We start from the raw sequence: 25,166 nt of genomic DNA on the forward strand, positions 1-25,166 counted from the left end.
AAGATCGTTCCCACGCTCCGCGTGGTAACGCCGCCAGTGACGCTCCGCGTCACGCCTTTTGGGACGCAGAGCGTCCCGGGAGGCATTCCCACGCAGACGGTTCGACGCCTCGACGTGGGAACGATCAGAGGAAGGTTTAGACGCCCAGGTAGTCGAGGATCCCTTCCGCTGCATTGCGGCCTTCGAAGATCGCCGTCACCACCAGGTCGGAACCGCGCACCATGTCGCCACCGGCGAAGATTTTCGGGTTGCTGGTCTGGTGCTTGTACTGACCTTGCTCGGGCGCAACGACGCGGCCCTGGCTGTCGGTCTGAATCTCGAACTGCTCGAACCATGGCGCCGGGCTCGGGCGGAAACCGAAAGCGATGACCACGGCGTCGGCCGGGATGATCTCTTCGGAGCCCGGGATCGGCTCTGGGCTGCGACGGCCACGGGCGTCCGGCTCGCCGAGACGGGTCTCGACCACTTTCACGCCTTCGACCTTGTCCTCGCCAACGATAGCGATCGGCTGACGGTTGTAGAGGAATTTCACGCCTTCTTCCTTGGCGTTCTTCACCTCTTTGCGCGAGCCGGGCATGTTTGCTTCGTCACGACGATAGGCGCAGGTCACCGATTTGGCGCCCTGGCGGATCGACGTGCGGTTGCAGTCCATCGCCGTGTCGCCGCCACCCAGCACCACGACCTTCTTGCCCTTCATGTCGACGAAATCTTCCGGCGACTTTTCAAAGCCCAGGTTGCGGTTGACGTTGGCGATCAGGAAATCCAGCGCGTCATAAACGCCCGGCAGATCCTCACCGGCAAAACCGCCCTTCATGTAGGTGTAGGTGCCCATGCCCATGAACACGGCATCGTATTCGGCGAGCAGTTGTTCCATGGTCACGTCCTTGCCGACCTCGGTGTTGAGGCGGAATTCGATGCCCATGCCGGTGAAGACTTCACGGCGATTGCTCAGCACGGTCTTCTCAAGCTTGAACTCGGGGATGCCGAAGGTCAGCAGACCGCCGATTTCCGGGTTCTTGTCGAACACCACCGGGGTCACGCCGCCACGCACCAGCACGTCGGCGCAACCCAGACCCGCCGGGCCTGCGCCGATGATCGCTACACGCTTGCCGGTCGGTTTGACCTTGGACATGTCCGGGCGCCAGCCCATGGCGAACGCGGTGTCGGTGATGTACTTCTCGACCGAACCGATGGTCACCGCGCCGAAGCCGTCGTTAAGGGTGCAGGCACCCTCACACAGACGATCCTGCGGGCACACCCGGCCGCAGACTTCCGGCAGGGTGTTGGTCTGGTGCGACAGCTCGGCGGCCTGGAGGATGTTGCCCTCGGCCACCAGCTTCAGCCAGTTCGGAATGAAGTTGTGCACCGGGCACTTCCATTCGCAGTACGGGTTGCCGCAACCCAGGCAGCGGTGGGCCTGGTCGGCCGACTGCTGGGGTTTGAACGGTTCGTAGATTTCCACGAACTCTTTCTTGCGTTGACGCAACAGTTTCTTCTTCGGATCCTTGCGCCCGACATCGATGAACTGGAAGTCGTTATTCAGACGTTCAGCCATTGTTAAAACCTCATCAAACTCTTCAGGCGCATATCACTGCGGGTTGGCACGGGTGCTGGAAAGCAACGACTTCAGGTTGGCAGCCTTCGGCTTGACCAGCCAGAAACGGCGCAAGTAGTCATCGAGGTTCTCGGCGAGTTCACGACCCCACTCGCTGTCGGTTTCCGCGACATACTCGTTCAGCACGTTCTGCAGGTGGCTGCGATAGGCTTCCATCGCCTCGCCGCTGATCCGCTGGATTTCCACCAGTTCGTGGTTGACCCGGTCAACGAAGGTGTTGTCCTGGTCGAGCACGTAGGCGAAACCGCCGGTCATGCCAGAGCCGAAGTTGTAACCGGTCTTGCCCAGAACGCAGACAAAACCACCGGTCATGTACTCACAGCAGTGATCGCCAGTGCCTTCCACGACCGTGTGGGCACCGGAGTTGCGCACGGCGAAACGCTCGCCTGCGGTGCCGGCGGCGAACAGCTTGCCACCCGTGGCGCCGTACAGGCAGGTGTTGCCGATGATGGCGCTTTCCTGAGTCTTATAAACGCTGCCCTTCGGCGGCACGATGACCAGTTTGCCGCCGGTCATGCCTTTGCCGACGTAGTCGTTGGCATCGCCTTCCAGGTACATGTTCAGACCACCGGCGTTCCACACGCCGAAGCTCTGGCCCGCCGTGCCCTTGAAGCGGAAGGTGATCGGCGCGTTGGCCATACCCTGGTTGCCGTGCTTGCGCGCGATTTCGCCGGAGATCCGCGCGCCGATCGAACGGTCGCAGTTGCAGATGTCCAGATCGAACTCGGCGCCACTGAGGTCGTTGATCGCCGACGTCGCCATCTCGACCATTTTCTCGGCCAGCAGGCCCTGGTCGAAGGGCGGGTTGCGCTCGACGCCGCAGAACTGAGGCTTGTCCGCCGGGATGTGATCGCTGCCCAGCAGCGGGGTCAGATCCAGGTGATGCTGCTTGGCGGTCTGGCCTTCGAGGATTTCCAGCAGATCGGTACGGCCGATCAGCTCTTCGAGGGAGCGCACGCCGAGCTTGGCCAGCCACTCACGGGTTTCTTCGGCGACGTAGGTGAAGAAATTCACCACCATGTCGACGGTGCCGATGTAGTGATCCTTGCGCAGCTTCTCGTTCTGGGTCGCGACGCCGGTGGCGCAGTTGTTCAGGTGGCAAATACGCAGGTATTTGCAGCCCAGCGCGATCATCGGCGCGGTGCCGAAACCGAAGCTTTCGGCGCCAAGGATCGCAGCCTTGATCACGTCGAGGCCGGTCTTCAGGCCGCCGTCGGTCTGTACCCGAACCTTGCCGCGCAGGTCGTTGCCGCGCAGGGTCTGGTGGGTTTCGGCCAAGCCAAGTTCCCACGGTGCGCCAGCGTATTTGATCGAGGTCAGCGGCGAAGCACCGGTGCCGCCGTCGTAGCCGGAGATGGTGATCAAGTCTGCATAGGCCTTGGCCACACCGGCGGCGATGGTGCCGACGCCCGCTTCAGCCACCAGTTTCACCGAGACCAGCGCCTTCGGGTTGACCTGTTTCAGGTCAAAGATCAGCTGCGACAAGTCTTCGATCGAATAGATGTCGTGGTGCGGCGGTGGCGAAATCAGGGTCACGCCCGGCACTGCGTAACGCAGCTTGGCGATCAGCCCGTTCACTTTGCCGCCCGGCAGTTGCCCGCCCTCGCCCGGCTTGGCGCCCTGGGCGACCTTGATCTGCAGCACTTCGGCGTTGACCAGATATTCCGGGGTCACCCCGAAACGGCCGGTCGCGACCTGCTTGATTTTCGAGCTCTTGATGGTGCCGTAGCGCGCCGGGTCTTCGCCGCCTTCGCCGGAGTTGGAACGCGCACCGAGGCGGTTCATGGCTTCGGCCAGGGCTTCGTGAGCTTCCGGCGACAGGGCGCCCAGCGAGATACCGGCGGAGTCGAAGCGCTTGAGCACCGACTCCAGCGGCTCGACTTCACTGATGTCCAGCGGGGTGTCGAGGGTCTTGACCTTGAACAGGTCGCGGATCATCGACACCGGACGGTTGTCCACCAGCGAGGTGTATTCCTTGAATTTGGCGTAGTCGCCCTGCTGCACGGCGGCTTGCAGGGTGTTGACCACGTCCGGGTTGTACGCGTGATATTCGCCACCGTGGACGAACTTCAGCAGACCGCCCTGCTGGATCGGCTTGCGCGGACTCCAGGCTTCGGTGGCCAGTGCTTTCTGTTCGGCTTCGATGTCGACGAAACGCGCACCCTTGATGCGGCTCGGCACGCCACGGAAGCTCAGCTCGCAGACTTCTTCGGAAAGACCGATCGCTTCGAACAACTGAGCACCGCGGTACGAGGCGATGGTCGAGATGCCCATCTTCGACAGGATCTTCAACAGACCTTTGGTGATGCCTTTGCGGTAGTTCTTGAACACCTCGTAGAGGTCGCCCAGGACTTCACCGGTCCGGATCAGGTCGCCCAGCACTTCGTAGGCCAGGAACGGATAGACCGCCGAGGCGCCAAAGCCGATCAGCACCGCGAAGTGGTGCGGATCCCGTGCGGTGGCGGTTTCAACCAGGATGTTGGAGTCGCAGCGCAGGCCTTTTTCGGTCAGGCGGTGGTGCACCGCGCCGGTGGCCAGCGAAGCGTGGATCGGCAGTTTGCCCGGAGCGATATGACGGTCGCTCAGAACGATCTGGGTACGACCGGCACGCACGGCTTCTTCAGCCTGATCCGCGACGTTACGGATCGCCGCTTCGAGGCCGACGCTTTCGTCGTAGTTGAGGTCGATGATCTGCCGCTCGAAGCCCGGACGGTCGAGGTTCATCAGCGAACGCCACTTGGCCGGGGAAATGACCGGCGAGCTGAGGATCACGCGCGAGGCGTGTTCCGGCGATTCCTGGAAGATGTTGCGCTCGGCACCGAGGCAGATTTCCAGCGACATCACGATCGCTTCACGCAGCGGGTCGATCGGCGGGTTGGTCACCTGTGCGAACTGCTGACGGAAATAGTCGTACGGCGTGCGCACGCGCTGGGACAGCACGGCCATCGGCGTGTCGTCGCCCATCGAGCCGACGGCTTCGTAGCCTTGCTCGCCAAGCGGACGCAGTACCTGATCGCGCTCTTCGAACGTGACCTGATACATCTTCATGTATTGCTTGAGCTGATCGACGTCGTAGAAAGCCGAACCGTGATCGTTGTCTTCCATGGTCGCCTGGATGCGCAGGGCATTCTTGCGCAGCCATTGCTTGTACGGATGACGGGATTTCAGACGATTGTCGATCGCGTCGGTGTCGAGGATCTGCCCGGTTTCGGTGTCCACGGCGAAGATCTGGCCCGGGCCGACACGGCCCTTGGCGAGCACGTCTTCAGGCTGGTAGTTCCAGACGCCGATTTCCGAAGCCAGGGTGATGAAACCGTTCTTGGTGGTGACCCAGCGCGCCGGGCGCAGACCGTTACGGTCGAGCAGGCACACCGCGTAGCGACCGTCGGTCATGACCACGCCGGCCGGACCGTCCCACGGTTCCATGTGCATCGAGTTGTACTCGTAGAACGCACGCAGATCCGGGTCCATGGTTTCAACGTTCTGCCACGCTGGCGGAATGATCATCCGCACGCCACGGAACAGGTCGATGCCGCCGGTGACCATCAGTTCGAGCATGTTGTCCATGCTCGAGGAGTCGGAACCGACGCGGTTGACCAGTGGGCCGAGTTCTTCCAGATCCATCAGATCGTTGGTGAACTTGGTGCGACGGGCCTGAGCCCAGTTGCGGTTGCCGGTGATGGTGTTGATCTCGCCGTTGTGGGCGAGGAAGCGGAATGGCTGAGCCAGCGGCCATTTCGGCAGGGTGTTGGTGGAGAAGCGCTGGTGGAACACGCAGATCGCGGTTTGCAGGCGCTGGTCACCCAGGTCCGGATAGAACGCGGCCAGGTCGGCCGGCATCATCAGGCCTTTATAGATGATGGTCTTGTGGGAAAAGCTGCAGATGTAGTGGTCGGTGTCGGCGGCGTTGGCCACGGACGAGCGACGACGGGCGCTGAACAGCTTGACCGCCATGTCCTGATCGCTCAGGCCTTCGCCGCCGATGTACACCTGCTCGATCTGCGGCAGGCGCTCAAGGGCCAGGCGGCCGAGGACGCTGGTGTCGATCGGCACTTTGCGCCAGCCGATCAGTTGCAGGCCTTCGGCCAGGATCTCGCGGTTCATGTTCTCGCGAGCGGCTTCGGCCTTGGCCGGATCCTGATTGAAGAAGACCATGCCCACGGCATATTGCTTGGGCAGCTCGACGCTGAAGGCTTCCTGGGCAATGGCACGCAGGAAGGCGTCGGGTTTTTGAATCAGCAGACCGCAACCGTCACCGGTCTTGCCGTCGGCATTAATCCCACCGCGGTGGGTCATGCAGGTCAGGGCCTCGATGGCCGTTTGCAAAAGGGTATGACTGGGTTCGCCCTGCATATGGGCTATCAGGCCGAAACCGCAGTTATCCTTGAATTCATCTGGTTGGTACAGACCTGCTTTCATAGACACTTTCTCACCAGGCTGCCTCTTAACGAGGCAAATTTCTTTTCAATTCAACCACTTGCTTTCCGCGCCGAACGTACGCCGGCTTTGCGGGGGCAAAAGGGTGGTCATTGTACACAGCGACACAGAGGCTCACAAATTTGACGACGAAATGTCGCAAATTCATGTCGCATTTGTGAAAGGTTTAAAGCGATCTGCTGTGCTAGTCAAAACTTTTTTAATTTTGACCGCAACGACTCAAAGACTACTGTGACGCAGACACCACAAGGCACGCGGTCTGTAGAGACGGCGCGCACTTGTAGAGATTTTGAGGTGCTTGGAGAGGCGGCCTGGGTAAGGCCGCCGAATCTTCAGCGAGTTGTTGCCAGTTCCTGTTGGACGCTGGCGACAGTGCGAGGCCAAGGTTTACCAGCCTGAACCTTCGCTGGCAAGGCCTTGATGGCAGAAACGGCTGCATCACGATTGGCGAAGTTGCCGTAGGTGATCACGTAGAGAGGCTTGCCGTTGAGGACTTTCTTGAAATAACGGTACTCGCCGCCCTGCTCCTTGACGAAGCTTTGCGCGGTCGCTTCGGAGCTGGTGCCGAGGATCTGCACCACGTAGTTGCTGGTCGGCTGACCGGCGTACCAGCTGCCACCGGCGGCCTTGGCGACGGTGACCGGCTTCTCGGCAGGTTTGGCGGCGGCAACGGGCTTGGCAGGTGCCGGAGCCGGTTTGGCCACTGGAGCGGCCGGAGCAGGCTTGGCGGTAGCGACCTGGGTCGGTGCCGGGGTCGGTTTGGCCGCCGGGGCCGGAACCGGAACCGGGGTCGGCGCAGGGCCGGCCTGAACGCCCGCGGGTGGCGCGGTAGTCGTCACGGTCGGTGGCGTGTTGCTGGAGCCTTCGACCGGCACACCGTCGTCGCCCTCGGTGATACCACCCGCCGCTTCAGCCAGCGGACCACGCATCACCGGCTGCGAGTTGCCGACCAGCGGCAGCGGCATCGGCTGGGTATTGCCGTTGAATTCGACGGACGGCGCGCCACCCGCCTGCGGTGTGCCCTGGCCCAATGGCAGTTGCGCCTGCTCGTTGGCCGGCGCACCGGTGGTCGGTGCCTTGTTGCGACCCGGCATCAGCCAGGCGGCAGCGACCGCGACCACAACGACGGCGGAAATCGCCAATACGTGTTTCTTCGGCATGTTGAACCCCATACTTGGACGCTTGACCGCAGAGCGGCTGGCAATCATGACTTCGATCAGAGCATCGCGAGCGACCTGGTTGATGTTGCCGGGCCAACCCTCGGAGCTTTCGTGAATATCAGAGATCTGATCCGCGGTGAAAAGTTCGACACCCCGGCCCGCGCCTTCGAGCCGCTGGTCGAGATACTCGCGGGTTTCTTCTTCGGTGTACGGCTGCAATTCGATGACGTGGAAGCGCTCTTCCTCGAGGTGCAAGGCCTCGAGCTGGGCGATCAGCGACGACTCACCGAACAGGAACACATGCGGGCGGCCTTCCGGCGCGCCGGCGCCCAGCGCCATCAGGGCCTCAAGCGCGGATTCGTCGAGCTGCTCGGCATCGTCCACCAGCAGATAGACTTCCTGCCCCGTCAGCGCCAACTGTACAACCTGATCGAGGATCGCCCCGACCTCTGCCTGCGCCACGTCCAGCGCCTGGGCGATCTGACGCAGTACACCGGCTGCATCGCCGGCGCCACGGGCGGAAACGACGACGCTCTGCACCGATTGCTTGTTGGTGCTGGCAACCAGCGCCTGACGCAGCAGGGTCTTGCCGCTGCCCTGCGGGCCGGTTACCACCAGCAGCAACTGGCTGTAACGCGCCAGATGATGCAACTGACCCAGCACCGGCTTGCGCTGGGCCGGGAAGAATTTGAAGCCCGGCACCCGCGGCGCGAAAGGGTCGTGACTTAACTGGAAATGGCCGAGGAACGCCTCGTCGGCATGCAAACTAGTCATCGGAATCTTATTAACCTTTAAGCTGAGCCAGGGCGCGGTAATCCGCTCCCAGCGTGGCCTGTAGAACCTCTTTCGGATAATCGTCGGTCACCACCGCTTCGCCCATCCGGCGCAGCAGCACCAGGCGCAAGCGACCGTCGATCACTTTTTTGTCAATTGCCATGTGTTCAAGAAAATCGGCTTCGGTCATCTCTTCCGGCGGAATCACCGGCAGACCGGCACGCTTGAACAGGCGAATGCCGCGATCGCGCTCCTGCTCACTGATCCAGCCCAGGCGCGCGGACATTTCCAGCGCCATCACGGTGCCAGCGGCGACCGCTTCGCCATGCAACCAGACACCATAGCCCATGTGGGTTTCGATGGCGTGGCCAAAGGTGTGGCCGAGATTGAGCGTGGCGCGTACGCCGGTTTCCTTCTCGTCGGCGCCGACCACCGCCGCCTTGGCGGCGCAGGAGCGCTCGATGGCATAGGTCAGGGCCGTTTGATCCAGCGCACGCAGGGCGTCGACGTTGTCTTCGAGCCAGGTCAGGAACGGCTCGTCGCAGATCAGGCCGTACTTGATGACTTCCGCCAGGCCGGCCGACAGCTCGCGCGCTGGCAGGGTTTTCAGGGACGCAGTATCGATCAGCACCACGTTCGGCTGATAGAACGCGCCAACCATGTTCTTGCCCAGCGGATGGTTGATCCCGGTCTTGCCGCCCACCGACGAATCGACTTGGGACAGCAGCGTGGTAGGAATCTGGATGAAATCGACGCCGCGCTGGTAGCAGGCGGCCGCGAAACCGGCCATGTCGCCGATCACGCCGCCACCGAGGGCGATCACCGTGGTGCGGCGGTCATGACGGGCGGTCAGCAGGCCGTCGAAGATCAGTTGCAAGGTTTCCCAGTTCTTGAAGGCTTCGCCGTCGGGCAGCACCACGGAAACCACCGAGAATTGCGCCAGGCTCCGGGTCAGACGATCGAGATAGAGCGGCGCAACGGTCTCGTTGGAGATGATTGCCACTTGCCGCCCGTGGATATGCGGGGCCAGCAGTTCAGGCTGGTCCAGCAGTCCCTCGCCAATGTGAATCGGGTAGCTGCGCTCGCCTAGGTCGACCTTGAGTGTCTGCATGTGTCCCCACAGTGAAGATGGAAGCAGGCGTCCTGCCCTGAATTATTGGTTGTCTGCGGCCTGTAGCGGGTATGACGCCGCTCGCACGCCATCCGCCACAACTTCGGCGGGCTGTGACAGGACGCCGAGGATAGCGCATTTCGAGCGATGCTTTAACGGGGCGGAAGCTGCGCCAGGCGGTCGAGAATATCGAGTACGACCATGCGGGGTGGCCGCTCGTCGGTTTCCACCACCAGATCGGCGATTTCCCGATAGAGCGGATCACGGATCGCCAGCAGATCGCGCAAGGTTTTCTCCGGATTGGCAGTGCGCAACAACGGCCGATTGCGATCGCGAGAGGTACGACCAACCTGCTGCTCGACGGAAGCGTGCAGATACACCACCCGCCCGCCCTCGTACAGGGCCTTGCGGTTGGCATCGCGCATCACCGCGCCGCCGCCGGTCGCCAGCACTACGCCGTCGAATGCGCAAAGCTCGGCGATCATCGCCTGCTCACGGTCACGAAAGCCGGGCTCGCCTTCCTTGTCGAAGATCCACGGAATATTGGCGCCCGTACGCAGTTCAATTTCCTTGTCGGAATCCTTGAACGGCAGGCGCAGCTCTTTGGCCAGTAATCGGCCGATGGTGCTTTTTCCAGCCCCCATCGGTCCTACAAGAATCAAATTTCGCACAGAATCAACGACTCACAGCAATCGCCTGGTTATTCATGATACGCGGAGTGAGAAATACCAGCAGCTCGGATTTTTTCTCCGAAACCACATCACGCCGGAAAAGGCGGCCAAGATACGGCACATCGCCAAGAAATGGCACCTTATCTACGACCTTGCTTTGAGTATTTGAGAACACGCCCCCAATCACGATGGTTTCGCCGTCGTTCACCAGCACCTTGGCATTGACCTCGTTTTTCTTGATCGGCGGTACATCCTGCACTTTGTTCAGGTAGTCCGGTTCGTCCTTGGTGACCTTCACCTCCATGATGATGCGGTTGTCCGGGGTGATCTGCGGCGTCACTTCCAGCGACAGCGACGCCTCTTTGAAGGACACCGACGTAGCGCCGCTGGAGCTGGCTTCCTGATACGGAATCTCGGTGCCCTTGAGGATCTTCGCGGTTTCCTTGTCGGAGGTGACCACCTTGGGCTGCGAGACGATTTCGCCGTTGCCGGTCTTCTCCATCGCGGTCAGTTCAAGGTCGAGCAAGACGTTGTCAGTGATGAACGCGATGCCGATCCCGGAGGTATTGTTGACCGTGCCCATGTCGACGAACGGCGAGTTGGTGCTGGTGCTGCCCGGCGTTCCAATGGTGGTCGACGAACCGTTGCTGACCCCGGAAGTGTTCCAGTTGCCCTTGTTCTGAATCGAACCGCCCCAGCGCACGCCCAAGCTCTTGTCGTAATCGACGTTGGCCTCGACGATCCGTGCCTCGATCATCACCTGACGCACCGGAATATCCAGCTGCGCCACAATCCGCCGCAGCTCGTCGAGGCGATCCTGGGTCTGGTAGGCAATGATGTTATTGGTGCGCTCATCGACGGTGATCGAACCCCGCTCGTCGACCTTGGCCTCGGCGCTGGTGACCGACTGGAACAGCTTGGCGATGTCCGCAGCCTTGGCGTAGTTCACTTGCAATAGCTCGCGGCGCAACGGCGCCAGTTCGGCGATCTGTTTCTGCGATTCCAGTTCCTGCCGCTCACGCGCAGCGATTTCATCGGCCGGCGCCACCAGCAACACGTTGCCGACCTTGCGCTTGTCCAGGCCTTTGGTCTTGAGCACCAGATCCAGCGCCTGATCCCACGGCACGTTCTGCAGGCGCAATGTGATCCCGCCCTGCACCGTATCGCTGGCCACCAGATTAAGGTTGGTGAAGTCGGCGATCAGTTGCAGCACCGAACGCACATCGATGTCCTGAAAGTTGAGCGAGAGCTTTTCGCCGGTATAGCTGTTGCGGTCGGCGTTGCGTTTTTGCAGGTCATCGACGGTCAACGGCCGGATGCTGACGGTGAGCTTGTTGTCGGTCTGGTAAGTGGAATAGTCGAAAGTACCGCTGGGTTCGACGGTGATCGTCGCTCGATCACCGCTGACCCCGGCATTGACGAACTGCACCGGGGTGGCGAAGTCCTTGACGTCGAGGCGCACCCGGAGAGGTTCCGGCAATTGGGTACGGGCGAAATTGAGGATGATCTTGCCGTCGTGCTCCTGGATGTCCGGGGCGATAGCCGGGTCGGACAAGTCGATGACCACGTTGCCCTCGCCCGCCGTACCACGCTGAAAATCCACGCCGCGAATGGCTCTGGCGGTCGGCGTAAACGTGCGGACCGGCGCTGCCGCAGGTGCTGCGCGCGGTGCACGAGCGGCTGTACGTGGGGCAGCGGCTTTACTGCCTTGCCCGACCACCACGAACACCGTATTGCCCTCGACCCGGGTGTCGTACGGTGCCAGTTGCGTCAGGCTGATGATCAGCCGTGTACGATTATTGGCCTCGACCACCGTGGCCGTGCGGGCATTGCCACTGCCCAGGTCACGGGTCTTGCTTGCCAACTGACTGGCGACACCCGGCAGATCGAGTGCGATCCGTGCCGGCGAGTCGGTGGTGTAGCCCTTGGGCTGCGGGGGCGGGCCGTCGAACGACAGCTTCAGCTCGACCCGGTCGCCCGGCAGTGCCGCAACGTCCAGCGCCTTCAGATTGGCTGCCTGTACCATCGGCGAAAGCAGCGCTATCCATAGCGAAAAACCGAGGGTGGAGAAAATCCTGTTCATTGTTCGACTTCCACTTATGAATGCTCTTTCAAAGGAATGGTGCGCGGCCGCTCAAGCCAGGCGCCCTGGCCATCGGGAACGATTTCCACCACTTCGACCTGTGAAGCGCTGATGGCGACGATGCGCCCGTCGTTGCGCCCCAGATAGTCGCCGACCTTGAGCCGATGGACGCCGCCCGCGCCTCGCAGCAGGGCGAAGGAACCGGAGGCGTTGGCAATCGTGCCGACCATTTCAAACTGCTCGATGTTGAAACCTTCGAGGTATTGCTTGACCCGGTTGGGATCGGGTTTCACGTCGCGCGAGCCATGTTTCTGCCCGGCCAGATCGACCCGCAGCTGGCGCGAAAACGGACTGCGCAGGTTGGCGGCGCTGTAGGTGAACGTCGGGTAGGAGCGGAAGGTCGGAGTCGGCTCGATCTTGCCTGGCGGACGCAGGCGCACTTCATTCATGTAGGCGTCGAGGTCGCTGAAGTCATCGCCGCCACAGCCACCGAACACCAATAACAATGCCGACAGGGCGATAAAACGGATCGGGCTCATTTCTGCAGCCCCTTGTCGTTATAGCGGTAGGTCTTGGCGAGGATGCTCATGCGCAGCTTCGGCCCGCCTTCAGGATTGGCTGGCGCCAGCTCGAAATCGTGCAGGGTGACGATCCGTGGCAGCCCGGCCACGCCACTGACGAAGGTCGCGAGGTCGTGATAGGCCCCGGTCACGGTGATCTGGATGGGCAGCTCGATGTAGAACTGCTGGGTAACCTCAGGCAGCAGTTTGATCTCTTCGAACTCAAGGCCACTGCCCAGTCCGGTGCGGGTGATGTCTTCCAGCAACCCCGGCACTTCGGTATCACTGGGCAATTGCCGCAACAACACACCGAACGAGTTTTCCATCTCTTTCATCTGCTGGGTGTACAGCTCCAGATTGGCCGCCATGCGCGCCTTGCTCGCGAACTGCTCCTTGAGGGTGATTTCCTCCTCACGTTTGAGTTCGAGCTGGTTCTCCAGGTCACTGATGAAAAAGTTATAGCCAAGCGCCAGGACCAGCACCATCAACAGCCCGCCGGCCAGGGTTTTGACTACAGGCGGCCAGGAGCCAATGTTGCTGGTGTCCAGGTCGTTGAAATCGACATTGCGCAGGCTGTCCAGCCACTCGGACGGCTTCATTGGTCGTCCTCCTCGAGCCGGGGTCGAGTCTGGCGAACGGTCAGTTGGAAGACGTTGGCCTGATCCACCTGGCCAGCGGTGGTGGCTTTCACTTCATTGAGGTTGGGCGCATCGAACCAGTCGGAGGCGTCGAGATTGCGCATCAGGTCGGACACTCGATTGTTCGATTCCGCCGCGCCGCTGATCGACAGGGTCTTGCCGACCATTTTCACGTCGGTGAAATACACCCCGTCGGGCAAGGTGCGCGCCAGCTGATCGAAGATCCGCCCGCTGATCTGCCGGTTGCCCTGCAAGTCCTGGATGATGCGCATGCGCTCCACCAGTTGCTGGCGATGGGCCTTGAGGTCGCTGATCTGTTTGATCCGTTCATCGACCACGGCGATCTGCTTGCCGATGTAGTCATTGCGCGCGACCTGCCGCGCGATGGCGGCGCTGATGATCTGGTCGGCAATGAGCACCGCCCCGACCGAACCGACCACCACGCCGGTCAACGCCAGCAGGAAGCGTTTGCGCCGCTCTTCGCGGCGCTCCTCGCGCCAGGGTAAAAGGTTGATCCGCGCCATCAGTCGAAACTCCTGAGCGCGAGCCCGCAGGCAATCATCAGGGCCGGCGCATCGCTCGCCAAAGCCCCGGCGTTGACCTTGCTGCTCAAGGCCATGTCGGAAAACGGGTTGGCAACCTGGGTCGGAGTGTTCAGGCGCTCTTCGATCAGCCGGTCGAGCCCCGTCACCGATGCCGTGCCGCCCGCCAGCAGAATGTGGTCGACGGCGTTGTACTGGCCGGACGCGAAAAAGAACTGCAGGGAGCGTGACACCTGCTGCACCAGCGCCTCACGAAATGGCTGCAGCACCTCGCTGACGTAATCGTCCGGCAGGCCGCCCTGCTTCTTGGCAAGTCCCGCCTGTTCAAGGGTCAGGCCATAACGGCGCTGGATTTCCTCGGTCAACTGCCGACCGCCGAACAGCTGTTCACGGGTGTAGATGATCCGGCCATTGTGCAGGACGCTTAGCGTGGTCATGGTGGCGCCGATGTCGACCACGGCCACCGTCAGCCGATCCTGGGACGCAGCCAGTTGCGTGGCCAGCAGGCCGAACGAGCGCTCCAGCGCATACGCCTCTACATCTACCACCCGCGCGGTCAGCCCGGCGAGAGCGAGCGCCGCTTCGCGGACTTCGACGTTTTCCTTGCGACAGGCGGCCAGCAGTACGTTGACCCGCTCGGGGTTGCGCGGCGAAACGCCCTGGACTTCAAAGTCGATGGCGACCTCGTCCAGCGGGTAGGGAATGTATTGATCGGCCTCGATCTTGAGCTGGTTTTCCAGTTCGTCGTCGGACAGCCCGGCGTCCATCTCGATGACCTTGGTGATCACCGCCGAGCCGGCCACCGCCACCGCCACGGTTTTCAACCCGGTACGCGCCTTGACCAGCACCCGGGACAGGGCCTGGCCGACGCCCTCGAGTTCGGCGATGTTCTTTTCTACCACGGCACTCGCCGGCAACGGCTCCACCGCGTACGCCTCGACCCGGTAGCGCTCACCCTGACGGCTCAGCTCCAGCAGCTTCACCGATGTGGAGCTGATGTCGATCCCCAGTAACGTATTGGCCTTTTTATTGAAGAGTCCTAGCACTACCAATTCCCTATGACTTTCCGTGAGTTACGGACTCTGTAATGCGCATTGCGTTCCCTCGCCCCGTCTTGACAGAAGCGCAAATGACGCCCCCTGCGGAAAAGTGCTTATAATGCCCAGCGATTTTTTCCGCCTTTTACTGCCGGCGCGGGTCGTTCTGTGTGTTACCCGGAACCCTGTCGCCCAATTCATTCTTTGCCGTGGATGTCCAAAAGCCTTGATTCGTCTGCTGAAATTTTTCGGTTGGTCCATCGTCGCCGTTTTCTGCGGACTGCTTTTAGGTCTCAGCGGCGCGTTTCTTTACCTTAGTCCGGGTTTGCCATCTGTGGAGGCGCTGAGAAGCATTCAGTTGCAGATTCCCCTGCGGGTGTACAGCAGCGACAACAAGTTGATCGCAGAATTTGGCGAAATGCGCCGCACACCGATCCGTTTCGCCGACATTCCCCCCAATTTCATCAATGCGTTACTAAGTGCTGAAGACGACAACTTCGCCAATCACTATGGCGTCGATCCGAGCAGCCTGATGCGTGCCGCGACCCAACTGGTCAAGAGCGGGCACATCCAGTCCGGCGGCAGCACCATCACCATGCAGGTGGCGAAGAACTTCTTCCTGACCAGCGAACGCAGCTTCTCGCGCAAGACCACCGAAATCCTTCTGGCGCTGCAGATCGAACGCCAGCTGACCAAGGACGAGATCCTTGAGCTGTACGTGAACAAGATCTATCTGGGCAACCGCGCCTACGGCATCGAGGCGGCGGCGCAGGTGTATTACGGCAAGTCGATCCGCGAAGTCAGCCTGGCGCAGATGGCGATGATCGCCGGCCTGCCGAAAGCCCCGTCGCGCTTCAACCCGCTGGCCAACCCGGCGCGCAGCAAGGAGCGTCGCGACTGGATCCTCGGCCGCATGTACAAGCTCGGCAAGATCACCGAGGCCGACTACACCGCTGCGATCAACGAACCGCTGAACGCCAGCTATCACGTGCCGACCCCGGAAGTGAACGCGCCGTACATCGCCGAGATGGCCCGCGCGGAAATGGTCGGCCGCTACGGCAGCGACGCCTATACCGAAGGTTTCCGCGTCACCACCACGGTGCCGAGCAACCTCCAGGAGATGGCCAACACCGCGCTGCACGAAGGCCTGATGACCTACGATCAGCGTCACGGCTACCGTGGCCCCGAGTCGCGCCTGCCGGGCAAGACCCGCGAAGCCTGGGCCACTGAACTGACCAAGCAGCGCACCATCAGCAGCCTCGAGCCGGCCATCGTCACCCAGGTCGACAAGAACGGCCTGCAAGTGCTGACCCGCACCGGCGAAGAGCACGTGGCGTGGGACACCATGAAATGGGCGCGACCGTTCCTCAATACCAACAGCATGGGTGCCACGCCGCGCCAGCCGTCGGATGTGGCACAGATCGGCGATCTGATTCGCGTGCAGCGCCAGCCGAACAATTCGCTGAAGTTCAGCCAGATTCCACAGGCGCAGGGCGCACTGGTGTCGCTGGATCCACAGAACGGCGCTATCCGTTCGCTGGTCGGCGGCTTCGCCTTCGAGCAGAGCAACTACAACCGTGCGATGCAGGCCAAGCGTCAGCCGGGCTCGAGCTTCAAGCCGTTCGTCTACAGCGCCGCACTGGATAACGGCTACACCGCCGCCAGCCTGGTCAACGACGCGCCGATCGTGTTCGTCGACGAGTACCTGGACAAGGTCTGGCGTCCGAAGAACGACACCAACACCTTCCTCGGCCCGATCCGTCTGCGTGAGGCGCTGTACAAGTCGCGCAACCTGGTTTCGATCCGCCTGCTGCAGGCGATGGGCGTGGGCAAGACCATCGATTACATCACCCGCTTCGGCTTCAACAAGCAGGACCTGCCGCCAAACCTGTCCCTGGCGCTGGGCACCGCGACCCTGACGCCGATGGAAATTGCCACCGGCTGGAGCACCTTCGCCAACGGCGGCTACAAGATCACCCCGTACATCATCGACAAGATCGAAAGCCGCAACGGCGATACGCTGTTCGTCGCCAACCCGCCGACCGTACCGCAGGGCGGCGCGGCCACCGATGGCATCGCGGCCCCCGCTACCGAATCGTTTACCGTCAATGCAGCGCCGGTTCCGGGTGAAGCGCCGGGCAACGCCGCCGTGCCGCAAGCACCGGCAGTTGCCGAGCGCATCGTCGATGGCCGTACTACTTACATCCTCAACAGCATGTTGCAGGACGTGATCAAGCTCGGCACCGGTCGTCGTGCACTGGCCCTGGGCCGCAGCGACATCGCCGGCAAGACCGGTACCACCAACGAATCCAAGGATGCGTGGTTCTCCGGTTACAACGCCGACTACGTGACCACCGTGTGGACCGGTTTCGACCAGCCGGAAAGCCTCGGTCGCCGTGAGTTCGGCGGTACCGTGGCACTGCCGATCTGGATGAACTACATGGCCGCCGCGCTCAAGGACAAGCCACCGCATGTCCAGCCGGAGCCGGAAGGCATTCTCAGCCTGCGGGTGGATCCGGTCAGCGGTCGCGCGGCATCGCCGAGCACACCGGGCGCGTACTTCGAGCTGTTCAAGGCCGAAGACACGCCACCGTCGGTCAACGAGATCGGCAATGGCACCGTACCGGGCAGCCCGCTGCCGGCGGATGAACAGGCGCCGATCGATTTGTTCTGATCCGCAACTGCCAAAAAGCCCCGCCTTCGTGAGAAGTGCGGGGCTTTTTGTTTTCTGTCGTACTGAGAATGGCGTTTCACATCAAAGGCCGCCCTCACCCTAGCCCTCTCCCAGGGGGAGAGGGTTAGGGTGAGGGCCGCCCTTGAAGCCGGAACGCATTTTCACGACCAAAAAAAAAACCCCGCTTAAAAAGCGGGGCTCTTCATGAAGCGCTACAACGACTTAGCCGTTGAACACGTCATCCACGCTTTTCAGCGGGTAGTTCTTCGGATACGGCAGGGTCGCCACACCGGTCTCGATCGCAGCCTTGGCCACGGCGTCGGAGATCACGGTGATCAGGCGCTTGTCCATTGGCTTCGGAATGATGTACTCACGACCGAATTCCAGGGAGATACCGCCGTAGGCGTCGCACACTTCCTGAGGCACCGGCAGCTTGGCCAGTTCGCGCAGGGCGTTGGCGGCAGCGATCTTCATTTCTTCGTTGATGCGCTTGGCGCGAACGTCCAGGGCACCACGGAAGATGAACGGGAAGCCCAGTACGTTGTTGACCTGGTTCGGGTAGTCCGAACGGCCGGTGGCCATGATCACGTCGTTACGGGTGGCGTGAGCCAGTTCCGGGGAGATTTCCGGATCCGGGTTGGAGCAGGCGAAAACGATCGGGTTGGCCGCCATGCGCTTGAGTTGCTCGGCGCTCAGCAGGTTCGGGCCCGACAGGCCGACGAATACGTCAGCGCCTTCGATGGCGTCGTCCAGGGTGCGCTTCTCGGTAGGGTGAGCGAACACAGCCTTGTACTGGTTCAGGTCGTCACGGCCAGCGTGGATCACGCCAGTACGGTCAACCATGAAGATGTTCTCGACCTTGGCGCCCATGCTCACCAGCAATTTCATGCAGGAGATGGCGGCTGCGCCAGCGCCCAGGCAGACGATCTTGGCGTCGGCCAGGGTTTTGCCAGCGATTTCCAGGGCGTTGATCATGCCCGCAGCGGTCACGATCGCGGTGCCGTGCTGGTCATCGTGGAATACCGGAATGTCGCACTGCTCGATCAGAGCGCGTTCGATCTCAAAGCACTCAGGCGCCTTGATGTCTTCCAGGTTGATGCCACCGAAGGTGATGGAAATGCGTTTTACGGTGTCGATGAAGGCTTGCGGGCTTTCGGAGTCGACTTCGATGTCGAAGACATCGATGCCGGCGAAGCGCTTGAACAGCACGCCTTTACCTTCCATCACAGGCTTGGAAGCCAGTGGGCCGAGGTTACCCAAGCCCAGAATCGCGGTGCCATCGGAAATGACTGCAACCAGGTTGCCCTTGCCGGTGTACTTGTAGGCCAGTTCAGGATCGCGGGCGATCTCGCGCACTGGTTCAGCTACGCCGGGGCTGTAGGCCAGCGACAGGTCGCGGGCGGTAGCAGTGGCCTTGGTGAGCTCGACACTCAGCTTTCCTGGACGAGGATTGGCATGATATTCGAGAGCGGCAGTTTTCAGATCAGACATTTTGGCATTCCGCTTTTTACTGTTGGACAGACTGGTCAGCGAGGATACGCGCCTCGCAAAGTCCCCACAAGACTGCCCGGTCACCCCTGTCAAGCGCCCTGCCCTAAGACTTTGGGCCAAGAGCCACGGCGCACAAGGGTTAGACTGTTCACAATCGACAGAAAAAATGTCTACAATTTTTTCTTCAGCGGGACGACTGGAGCATCGAGGGATCGGTCAGCGGCAACAGCCAGCGCGCCTGACCTGATTTCAGTCTATCGCGCCGGGAACGGTCGACCACCCAGCCACGGGCCTCGATCTGCTTGCCCTTCAACGCCTGCAGAGCGGCGCTATCGAAGCGTTCCAGCAGATTGGGTGCAACGCGCAGTACAAGCTTGTCCTGCAACTCGATCCAGATTCCGCCACGATTGCGCTGAACCTTGCTCACACGCCCGCTGACGATGGCGAAACCCGAGCGCTCGATCTGCTCCGCTTTCAGTACAGGTGAACGCTTCCACAGGCCAAGCCCGGCCTGTCGCGCGCGGCGTTCGGCAGCTTGCTGGCAATCGACCAGATCGACATTCGGCGCCACCGCGACCTGGAAACCGAGACCATCGGCGAGCATCTGCGCTTCGAGGTTCTCACCCCTGGCGCTGAAAACATGGGCCAGGGTCCGGCCGTAATGGTCTTTGGACTGGGCGCCAAGGCGCAGGCCGACCCGCCCGTCGCTCTCGGCGACCAGGGCTTCGAGGCGCTTGCGTGCAGCCACCGCAAACGGCTCGTCGCTGCGACCCTGCTTGCCGAGCTCGGGCGTATTGAGGCCGATCATCCGCACATTGCGCCCGTCGCTCAGGCGCAGGGTGTCGCCGTCGACCACCCGCTGCACCGTGGCGTTGTCCAGCCCTACAGGTGCCGGGCAGAAGGCCTGGGCGGCGGAGAGCCAAATCGCGGACACAAAAAAGGCGCCCGCAAGGGACGCCTTTTTCATCAGACCGGAAAAGCCGCTGAGGTTTTCCAGAATGACAGACCTTAGGCCTTGTTGATCGCGCCGAACTTGCCGAAACGGTCGGCGAACTTCTGAACGCGACCACCGGTGTCCAGAGTCTTCTGCTTACCGGTGTAGAACGGGTGGCACTCGTTGCAAACGTCGATCGCCAGGGGTTTGCCGTAGGTCGAACGGGTTTCAAACTTGTTGCCGCAGCTGCAGGATACTGCAACTTCTGGGTAATTCGGGTGATCGGCTTTCATGGTGTTTTCCTCAGCTGGCGTGCCGCCATCCAACACGATTGTTGAATACCGCACGTAATTAGGCCGCGGATTCTACCAGACCTTTGCAATCACGCAAGCTGTCGCTGAGACCGACCGTCTGCTAGGCTCCCGGCCCAAACATCATCCCCGCTGCCTGTTAGCTTCTTATCGAGATCCCGCGTGCCCGACGCCATTCTGCGCCTCGCCCTGCCTTCGCCCCTGCGCCGCCTGTTCGACTATCGGGCCCCGGCCGGCGTGCTGCGTTCGCAGTTGCAACCGGGCATGCGCCTGCGGGTACCGTTCGGCCGGCGGGAGATGATCGGGATTCTGGTGGAAGTCACCGACACCAGCGAAGTGCCGGTGGAAAAGCTCAAACCGGCGCTGGCGCTGCTAGACGCTACCGCCCCACTGCCGCCAGCGCTGTTCAAGCTGTGCCTGTGGACGGCTCAGTATTATCAGCACAGCCTCGGCGACACCCTGAGCTGGGCGCTGCCGGTGCTGTTGCGCCAGGGCGAACTGGCCGAAGCCCGTCAGGAACGGTTCTGGTCGGCGGCTCCCGGCGCCAGCCTCGATGACCCGCGCATCGCCCGCGCCCCGCGCCAGCGTGAAGCCCTGGCGACTTTGGCCCAGCATCCTCACGGCGTCGCCCATCAGTTGCTGAGCAAACTGATGCTGAGCAAGGACAGCCTCGATTTGCTGCTGGCCAAGGATCTGGTGCAAGTCGAAGTGCGCCGCCACGCCCCCGGCGCGCGCCATGAGCACTGGCTGGCCCAGCCGGAGCTGCCGCTCAACAACGAACAGCGCGCTGCGTATGAGGCGATTCGCGCCGGGTTCGACAGTTATCACGCGTTCCTGCTGGCCGGGGTCACCGGCAGCGGCAAGACCGAAGTCTATTTGCAGCTGATCCGCGAAACCCTCGAGGCCGGCAAACAGGCGCTGGTGCTGATCCCGGAAATCAACCTCGGCCCGCAGACCCTCGCCCGCTTCGAACAACGCTTCAACGCCCGCATTGCCCTGCTGCACTCGGCAGTCAACGACCGCGATCGCCTCGACGCCTGGCTCGCCGCCCGCGATGGCGAGGCAGACATTATTATCGGCACCCGTTCGGCGCTGTTCACCCCGATGAAAAACCCGGGGCTGATCATCATCGACGAAGAACACGACGGTTCCTATAAACAGCAGGAAGGTCTGCGCTACCACGCACGGGACCTGGCGCTGGTGCGGGCGCGACAGGAAAACATCCCGATCGTGCTCGGCTCCGCGACGCCATCCCTGGAAAGCCTGCACAACGCCTACACCGGCCGTTACGGACTCCTGCGCCTGAACGAACGGGCCGGCGGCGCCAAACAGCCACGCTTCCTGCGCCTGGATGTGAAAAGTCGCCCGCTGGACAGCGGCATCTCCGGGCCGATGCAGCAAGCCATCGGCCAGACCCTCGCCGCCGGCCAGCAGGTATTGGTGTTCCTCAACCGCCGGGGATTTGCCCCGACTTTGCTGTGCCACGATTGCGGCTGGATGTCCGAGTGCCAGCGCTGCGATGCGCGGATGACAGTGCACCAGCGCTACGGCGAATTGCGCTGCCACCACTGCGGTTACGTCGAGCGCGTGCCGCGCCAGTGCCCGAAGTGCAACAAGGTCGATCTGCGCCCCGTGGGCGCCGGCACCGAGCGGGCCGAAGAACGGCTGGCGATTCTGTTCCCGGACTATCCGGTGTTGCGCGTCGACCGTGACAGCACGTCGCGCAAGGACGCGATGAACCAGCTGTTCGCCACGATCCAGAAAGGCCAGCCGTGCATTCTGGTCGGCACCCAGATGTTGGCCAAGGGTCACCACTTCCCTCGGGTGACGCTGGTGTCGATCCTCGATGCCGACGGTGGGCTGTTCTCCGGCGACTTCCGCGCCAGCGAGCGCATGGCGCAGCTGATCGTGCAGGTTGCCGGCCGTGCCGGGCGGGCGGAAGAACCGGGCAAGGTGATCATCCAGACCCACCTCGCCGACCATCCTTTATTGGTGCAACTGACCGAGCAGGGTTACTTCGCCTTCGCCGAACAGGCGCTGAGCGAACGCCGCGCCGCCGGCCTGCCGCCGTTCGCCCATCTCGCCCTGCTGCGCGCCGAAGCCCACAAGCCGGGGCAGGCCGAAGGTTTTCTCGATGAGGCATGCAGCGAGGCCGAGCGCTTGCTGGCCGAACAGAACCTGAGCGGCATCGAATTGCTGGGGCCGGTGCCGGCACCGATGGAACGTCGGGCCGGACGCTTCCGCGCGCAGCTGCTGTTGCAGGCCACGGCCCGGGCGCCGCTGCACCGATTGCTGGCGAGCTGGCTGCTGGTGCTGGAGCAGATGCCAAGCGGCCGGGCAGTGCGCTGGTCGCTGGATGTCGATCCCGTCGATTTGTATTGATTGATCGATCGCTATCGCTGGCAAGCCAGCTCCCACAGGGAAATGTATCCAAGGGTGGGACCGAGCCTGCTCGCGAAAGCAGTCTATTTGTCACCACACATCCACATCCTGCCTGCTAAGGTTGGCAAGCCCGTCTTCGCAACGGATAATGCCCAGTTTTTCCACCCGCGCATCGATGCGCCGCCGCGCTTGCGGTCGAAAGAGAAGACCATGAAAGACACCATTCGCCAGCTGATCCAACAAGCCCTCACCCAACTCGTCAACGAAGGTGTGTTGCCTGAAGGCCTGACGCCGGCGATCCAGGTGGAAAACGCCCGGGACAAGACCCACGGCGACTTTGCCAGCAACATCGCCATGATGCTGGCCAAGCCTGCGGGCATGAAGCCGCGCGACCTGGCGGAAAAAATCATTGCCGCCCTGCCGGCTGACGAAAACGTCACCAAGGCCGAAATCGCCGGCCCCGGCTTCATCAACTTCTTCCAGAACACTCAAGCACTGGCCTCGCGCCTCGACGCGGCTCTGGCCGACGATCACATTGGCGTGCGCAAGGCCGGCCCGGCGCAACGCACCGTGGTCGATCTGTCGGCGCCGAACCTGGCCAAAGAGATGCACGTCGGCCACCTGCGTTCGACCATCATCGGCGACGGCGTGGCCCGCGTGCTCGAATTCCTCGGCGACACCGTCATCCGTCAGAACCACGTCGGCGACTGGGGCACCCAGTTCGGCATGCTGATGGCCTACCTGCAGGAAAATCCGATCACCAGCGACGAGCTGTCGGACCTGGAAAACTTCTACCGCGCCGCCAAGCAACGCTTCGACGAGTCCCCGGAGTTCGCCGACCGCGCCCGTGGCCTGGTGGTCAAGTTGCAGGCCGGCGATGCCGAGTGTCTGGCGCTGTGGACCAAGTTCAAGGACATCTCGCTGTCGCACTGCCAGAAGATCTACGAACTGCTCAACGTCAAACTGACCATGGCCGACGTGATGGGCGAAAGCGCCTACAACGACGACCTGATCAACGTGGTCAACGACCTGAAGGCCGCCGGCATGCTGGTCGAAAGCAACGGCGCACAGTGCGTGTTCCTCGACGAATTCAAGAACGCCGAAGGCGAGCCGCTGCCGGTGATCATCGTCAAGGCCGACGGCGGCTACCTGTACGCCACCACCGACCTGGCGGCTGTGCGCTACCGCAGCGGCAAATTGAAGGCCGACCGCGCGCTGTACTTCGTCGACCAGCGTCAGGCCCTGCACTTCCAGCAAGTGTTCGCCGTGGCGCGCAAGGCCGGTTTCGTGACCCATCCGATGGAAATGGAGCACATGGGCTTCGGCACCATGAACGGCGCCGACGGTCGTCCGTTCAAGACCCGAGATGGCGGCACCGTGAAGCTGATCGATCTTCTGACCGAAGCGCAGGAACGTGCCTACGCATTGGTAAAAGAGAAAAACCCGACACTGGCCGACGACGAACTGCGCAGCATCGCCAAGGTTGTGGGCATCGGCGCAGTGAAATACGCCGACCTGTCGAAGCACCGCACCAGCGACTACAGCTTCAACTTCGACCAGATGCTCAACCTCGAAGGCAACACCGCCCCGTACCTGCTGTACGCCTACACTCGCGTGGCCGGGGTGTTCCGCAAGCTTGACAAGGATTACAGCGAAGTCGATGGCCAGATCGTCCTCGAAGCGCCGCAGGAACACGATCTGGCAGCCAAACTGGCGCAGTTCGGCGAAGTGCTGAACAACGTTGCGGAAAAGGGCACGCCACACACCCTGTGCACCTACCTGTACGAGGTCGCCGGCCTGTTCTCCAGCTTCTACGAGAACTGCCCGATCCTTACCGCCGACACTCCGGCACAAATGCAAAGCCGCCTGCGCCTTGCCGCGCTGACCGGCCGTACCCTCAAGCAAGGCCTGGAACTGCTCGGCCTGGAAACCCTGGAGCGCATGTAAGTTGGCTGCCAAGAAAAAACCTGCACCCAAGCGTGGCGCCAGCCGTTACCAAGCTCCAGCGAAGCAGCCGATCCCGGGCTGGCTGTGGATGGCCATCGGCCTGACGGTCGGCGCGTTCATCGTGTTCCTGATGAAACTGGAGCCGGGCAAGGGCAGCGACACGGTCAAGCGCGAGAAGGTCGAGCAACAGCAGCAACAGAAAGCCAGCAAGATCGCCGAGGCCAACAAGACCCCGCCGAGCCCGACGCAACCGGTGAAGCCGAAGTACGACTTCTACACCCTGCTGCCGGAATCGGAAGTGATCGTGCCGCCGGACGCGGTGCCGGAGAAAACCCTGCCGACACCACAAGTGCCGGCAATCCCGACCACGCCGGTGACACCGGCGGAAGCGGCGAAGATCGACACTGCACGGGCGCAGGCTGCACTGGCCGGGATCACCCCGCCGCCAGCGCCGCCGGTGACCAAGGCTGCACCGGTGACCAAGTTCTTCCTCCAGGCCGGCTCGTTCCGCAAAGAGACGGATGCCGACAAGGTGCGCGCGCAGATCATTCTGCTCGGCCAGGCGGTCGCGGTTGAGTCCGGGACCGTGAAAGATGAAACCTGGTATCGCGTACTGGTCGGCCCGTTCAGCAACCGCGAACAGCTGACCACCGCCCAGAAACAACTGGCGGGCGCCGGCTTCAGCAACCTGTTGTTACAACAACGTCAGAGCCGCTGATCCTCCTCACCGATCGTTCCCACGCTCTGCGTGGGAATGCCTCAATGGACGCTCCGCGTCCCTGCGGCAAGGGACGCGGGG

The 25,166-nt window shown here is 62.1% G+C and carries 17 protein-coding genes; 4 read left to right on the top strand and 13 right to left on the bottom strand.

What is annotated here, in order from left to right; all coding sequences use genetic code 11:
- Window positions 1-136: 136 nt before the first annotated feature.
- The 10 genes from AC07Y2_RS23830 to AC07Y2_RS23875 all read right to left on the bottom strand — a co-directional run bounded on the left by AC07Y2_RS23830 (window position 137) and on the right by AC07Y2_RS23875 (window position 14,637).
- The gene (locus AC07Y2_RS23830) at window positions 137-1,555 is read right to left on the bottom strand and encodes an FAD-dependent oxidoreductase (protein WP_007909438.1); all 1,419 of its coding nucleotides are present in this window, start codon (window positions 1,553-1,555) and stop codon (window positions 137-139) included.
- A gap of 33 nt (window positions 1,556-1,588) precedes the next feature.
- Window positions 1,589-6,034: a glutamate synthase large subunit gene (gene gltB / locus AC07Y2_RS23835; RefSeq protein ID WP_074689571.1), complete on the bottom strand. Its 4,446-nt coding sequence runs from the start codon at window positions 6,032-6,034 to the stop codon at window positions 1,589-1,591.
- Between the two features lie 350 nt (window positions 6,035-6,384).
- Complete coding sequence (locus AC07Y2_RS23840) at window positions 6,385-7,986, bottom strand: AAA family ATPase (RefSeq protein ID WP_074689569.1); 1,602 nt, start codon at window positions 7,984-7,986, stop codon at window positions 6,385-6,387.
- A gap of 10 nt (window positions 7,987-7,996) precedes the next feature.
- Window positions 7,997-9,097: a 3-dehydroquinate synthase gene (aroB, locus tag AC07Y2_RS23845; RefSeq protein WP_103386964.1), complete on the bottom strand. Its 1,101-nt coding sequence runs from the start codon at window positions 9,095-9,097 to the stop codon at window positions 7,997-7,999.
- A gap of 152 nt (window positions 9,098-9,249) precedes the next feature.
- Window positions 9,250-9,768 carry a shikimate kinase AroK gene (gene aroK / locus AC07Y2_RS23850; protein ID WP_045122915.1) on the bottom strand — a complete coding sequence of 173 codons (519 nt, stop codon included), beginning with the start codon at window positions 9,766-9,768 and terminating at the stop codon, window positions 9,250-9,252.
- 4 nt (window positions 9,769-9,772) lie between these two features.
- Window positions 9,773-11,851, bottom strand: a complete 2,079-nt coding sequence (locus AC07Y2_RS23855) for a type IV pilus secretin PilQ (protein ID WP_103386963.1) — start codon at window positions 11,849-11,851, stop codon at window positions 9,773-9,775.
- A gap of 14 nt (window positions 11,852-11,865) precedes the next feature.
- On the bottom strand, window positions 11,866-12,390 hold the full coding sequence (locus AC07Y2_RS23860; RefSeq protein ID WP_103386962.1) for a pilus assembly protein PilP: 525 nt from the start codon (window positions 12,388-12,390) through the stop codon (window positions 11,866-11,868).
- On the bottom strand, window positions 12,387-13,010 hold the full coding sequence (pilO, locus tag AC07Y2_RS23865) for a type 4a pilus biogenesis protein PilO (RefSeq protein ID WP_064382837.1): 624 nt from the start codon (window positions 13,008-13,010) through the stop codon (window positions 12,387-12,389). The genes AC07Y2_RS23860 and pilO overlap by 4 nt, the downstream gene beginning before the upstream one ends.
- Entirely contained in the window at window positions 13,007-13,573 is a 567-nt protein-coding gene (locus tag AC07Y2_RS23870; protein WP_103386961.1) for a PilN domain-containing protein, read from the bottom strand. Before AC07Y2_RS23870 ends, pilO begins: the two co-directional genes overlap by 4 nt.
- Window positions 13,573-14,637, bottom strand: coding sequence for a pilus assembly protein PilM (locus AC07Y2_RS23875; protein WP_039766420.1), 1,065 nt, complete (start codon window positions 14,635-14,637; stop codon window positions 13,573-13,575). Before AC07Y2_RS23875 ends, AC07Y2_RS23870 begins: the two co-directional genes overlap by 1 nt.
- 220 nt (window positions 14,638-14,857) lie before the next feature.
- Between AC07Y2_RS23875 and AC07Y2_RS23880 the strand changes: the two genes are divergently transcribed.
- Window positions 14,858-17,302 (top strand): penicillin-binding protein 1A, encoded by a 2,445-nt coding sequence (locus AC07Y2_RS23880; protein WP_408980487.1) that lies wholly within the window; start codon window positions 14,858-14,860, stop codon window positions 17,300-17,302.
- Window positions 17,303-17,524: 222 nt separating this feature from the next.
- On the opposite strand, the gene AC07Y2_RS23885 is transcribed toward AC07Y2_RS23880, so the two are convergent.
- The 3 genes from AC07Y2_RS23885 to rpmE all read right to left on the bottom strand — a co-directional run bounded on the left by AC07Y2_RS23885 (window position 17,525) and on the right by rpmE (window position 20,020).
- Window positions 17,525-18,793, bottom strand: a complete 1,269-nt coding sequence (locus AC07Y2_RS23885) for a malic enzyme-like NAD(P)-binding protein (RefSeq protein WP_007952395.1) — start codon at window positions 18,791-18,793, stop codon at window positions 17,525-17,527.
- Window positions 18,794-18,977: 184 nt separating this feature from the next.
- Window positions 18,978-19,760, bottom strand: a complete 783-nt coding sequence (locus tag AC07Y2_RS23890; RefSeq protein ID WP_103386959.1) for a thermonuclease family protein — start codon at window positions 19,758-19,760, stop codon at window positions 18,978-18,980.
- Window positions 19,761-19,801: 41 nt separating this feature from the next.
- Window positions 19,802-20,020, bottom strand: coding sequence for a 50S ribosomal protein L31 (gene rpmE, locus AC07Y2_RS23895; protein ID WP_103386958.1), 219 nt, complete (start codon window positions 20,018-20,020; stop codon window positions 19,802-19,804).
- A gap of 180 nt (window positions 20,021-20,200) precedes the next feature.
- Between rpmE and AC07Y2_RS23900 the strand changes: the two genes are divergently transcribed.
- The 3 genes from AC07Y2_RS23900 to AC07Y2_RS23910 all read left to right on the top strand — a co-directional run bounded on the left by AC07Y2_RS23900 (window position 20,201) and on the right by AC07Y2_RS23910 (window position 25,085).
- The gene (locus tag AC07Y2_RS23900; RefSeq protein ID WP_103386957.1) at window positions 20,201-22,420 is read left to right on the top strand and encodes a primosomal protein N'; all 2,220 of its coding nucleotides are present in this window, start codon (window positions 20,201-20,203) and stop codon (window positions 22,418-22,420) included.
- A 210-nt stretch (window positions 22,421-22,630) separates the two neighbouring features.
- On the top strand, window positions 22,631-24,367 hold the full coding sequence (gene argS, locus AC07Y2_RS23905) for an arginine--tRNA ligase (RefSeq protein WP_085648011.1): 1,737 nt from the start codon (window positions 22,631-22,633) through the stop codon (window positions 24,365-24,367).
- A gap of 1 nt (window position 24,368) precedes the next feature.
- The gene (locus AC07Y2_RS23910; RefSeq protein WP_039772438.1) at window positions 24,369-25,085 is read left to right on the top strand and encodes an SPOR domain-containing protein; all 717 of its coding nucleotides are present in this window, start codon (window positions 24,369-24,371) and stop codon (window positions 25,083-25,085) included.
- Window positions 25,086-25,166: the final 81 nt, after the last annotated feature.

This window comes from Pseudomonas sp. GW456-12-1-14-TSB6, from assembly GCF_059424205.1.

Bases quoted from the DNA above. Each gene is read 5' to 3' on its own strand.
- AC07Y2_RS23890 (WP_103386959.1), bottom strand. From the start codon at position 19,760: ATGAAAAAGGCGTCCCTTGCGGGCGCCTTTTTTGTGTCCGCGATTTGG.
- AC07Y2_RS23885 (WP_007952395.1), bottom strand. From the start codon at position 18,793: ATGTCTGATCTGAAAACTGCCGCTCTCGAATATCATGCCAATCCTCGT.
- rpmE (WP_103386958.1), bottom strand. From the start codon at position 20,020: ATGAAAGCCGATCACCCGAATTACCCAGAAGTTGCAGTATCCTGCAGC.
- AC07Y2_RS23860 (WP_103386962.1), bottom strand. From the start codon at position 12,390: ATGAGCCCGATCCGTTTTATCGCCCTGTCGGCATTGTTATTGGTGTTC.
- argS (WP_085648011.1), top strand. From the start codon at position 22,631: ATGAAAGACACCATTCGCCAGCTGATCCAACAAGCCCTCACCCAACTC.
- AC07Y2_RS23830 (WP_007909438.1), bottom strand. From the start codon at position 1,555: ATGGCTGAACGTCTGAATAACGACTTCCAGTTCATCGATGTCGGGCGC.
- aroB (WP_103386964.1), bottom strand. From the start codon at position 9,097: ATGCAGACACTCAAGGTCGACCTAGGCGAGCGCAGCTACCCGATTCAC.
- pilO (WP_064382837.1), bottom strand. From the start codon at position 13,010: ATGAAGCCGTCCGAGTGGCTGGACAGCCTGCGCAATGTCGATTTCAAC.
- AC07Y2_RS23870 (WP_103386961.1), bottom strand. From the start codon at position 13,573: ATGGCGCGGATCAACCTTTTACCCTGGCGCGAGGAGCGCCGCGAAGAG.
- AC07Y2_RS23840 (WP_074689569.1), bottom strand. From the start codon at position 7,986: ATGACTAGTTTGCATGCCGACGAGGCGTTCCTCGGCCATTTCCAGTTA.
- AC07Y2_RS23855 (WP_103386963.1), bottom strand. From the start codon at position 11,851: ATGAACAGGATTTTCTCCACCCTCGGTTTTTCGCTATGGATAGCGCTG.
- gltB (WP_074689571.1), bottom strand. From the start codon at position 6,034: ATGAAAGCAGGTCTGTACCAACCAGATGAATTCAAGGATAACTGCGGT.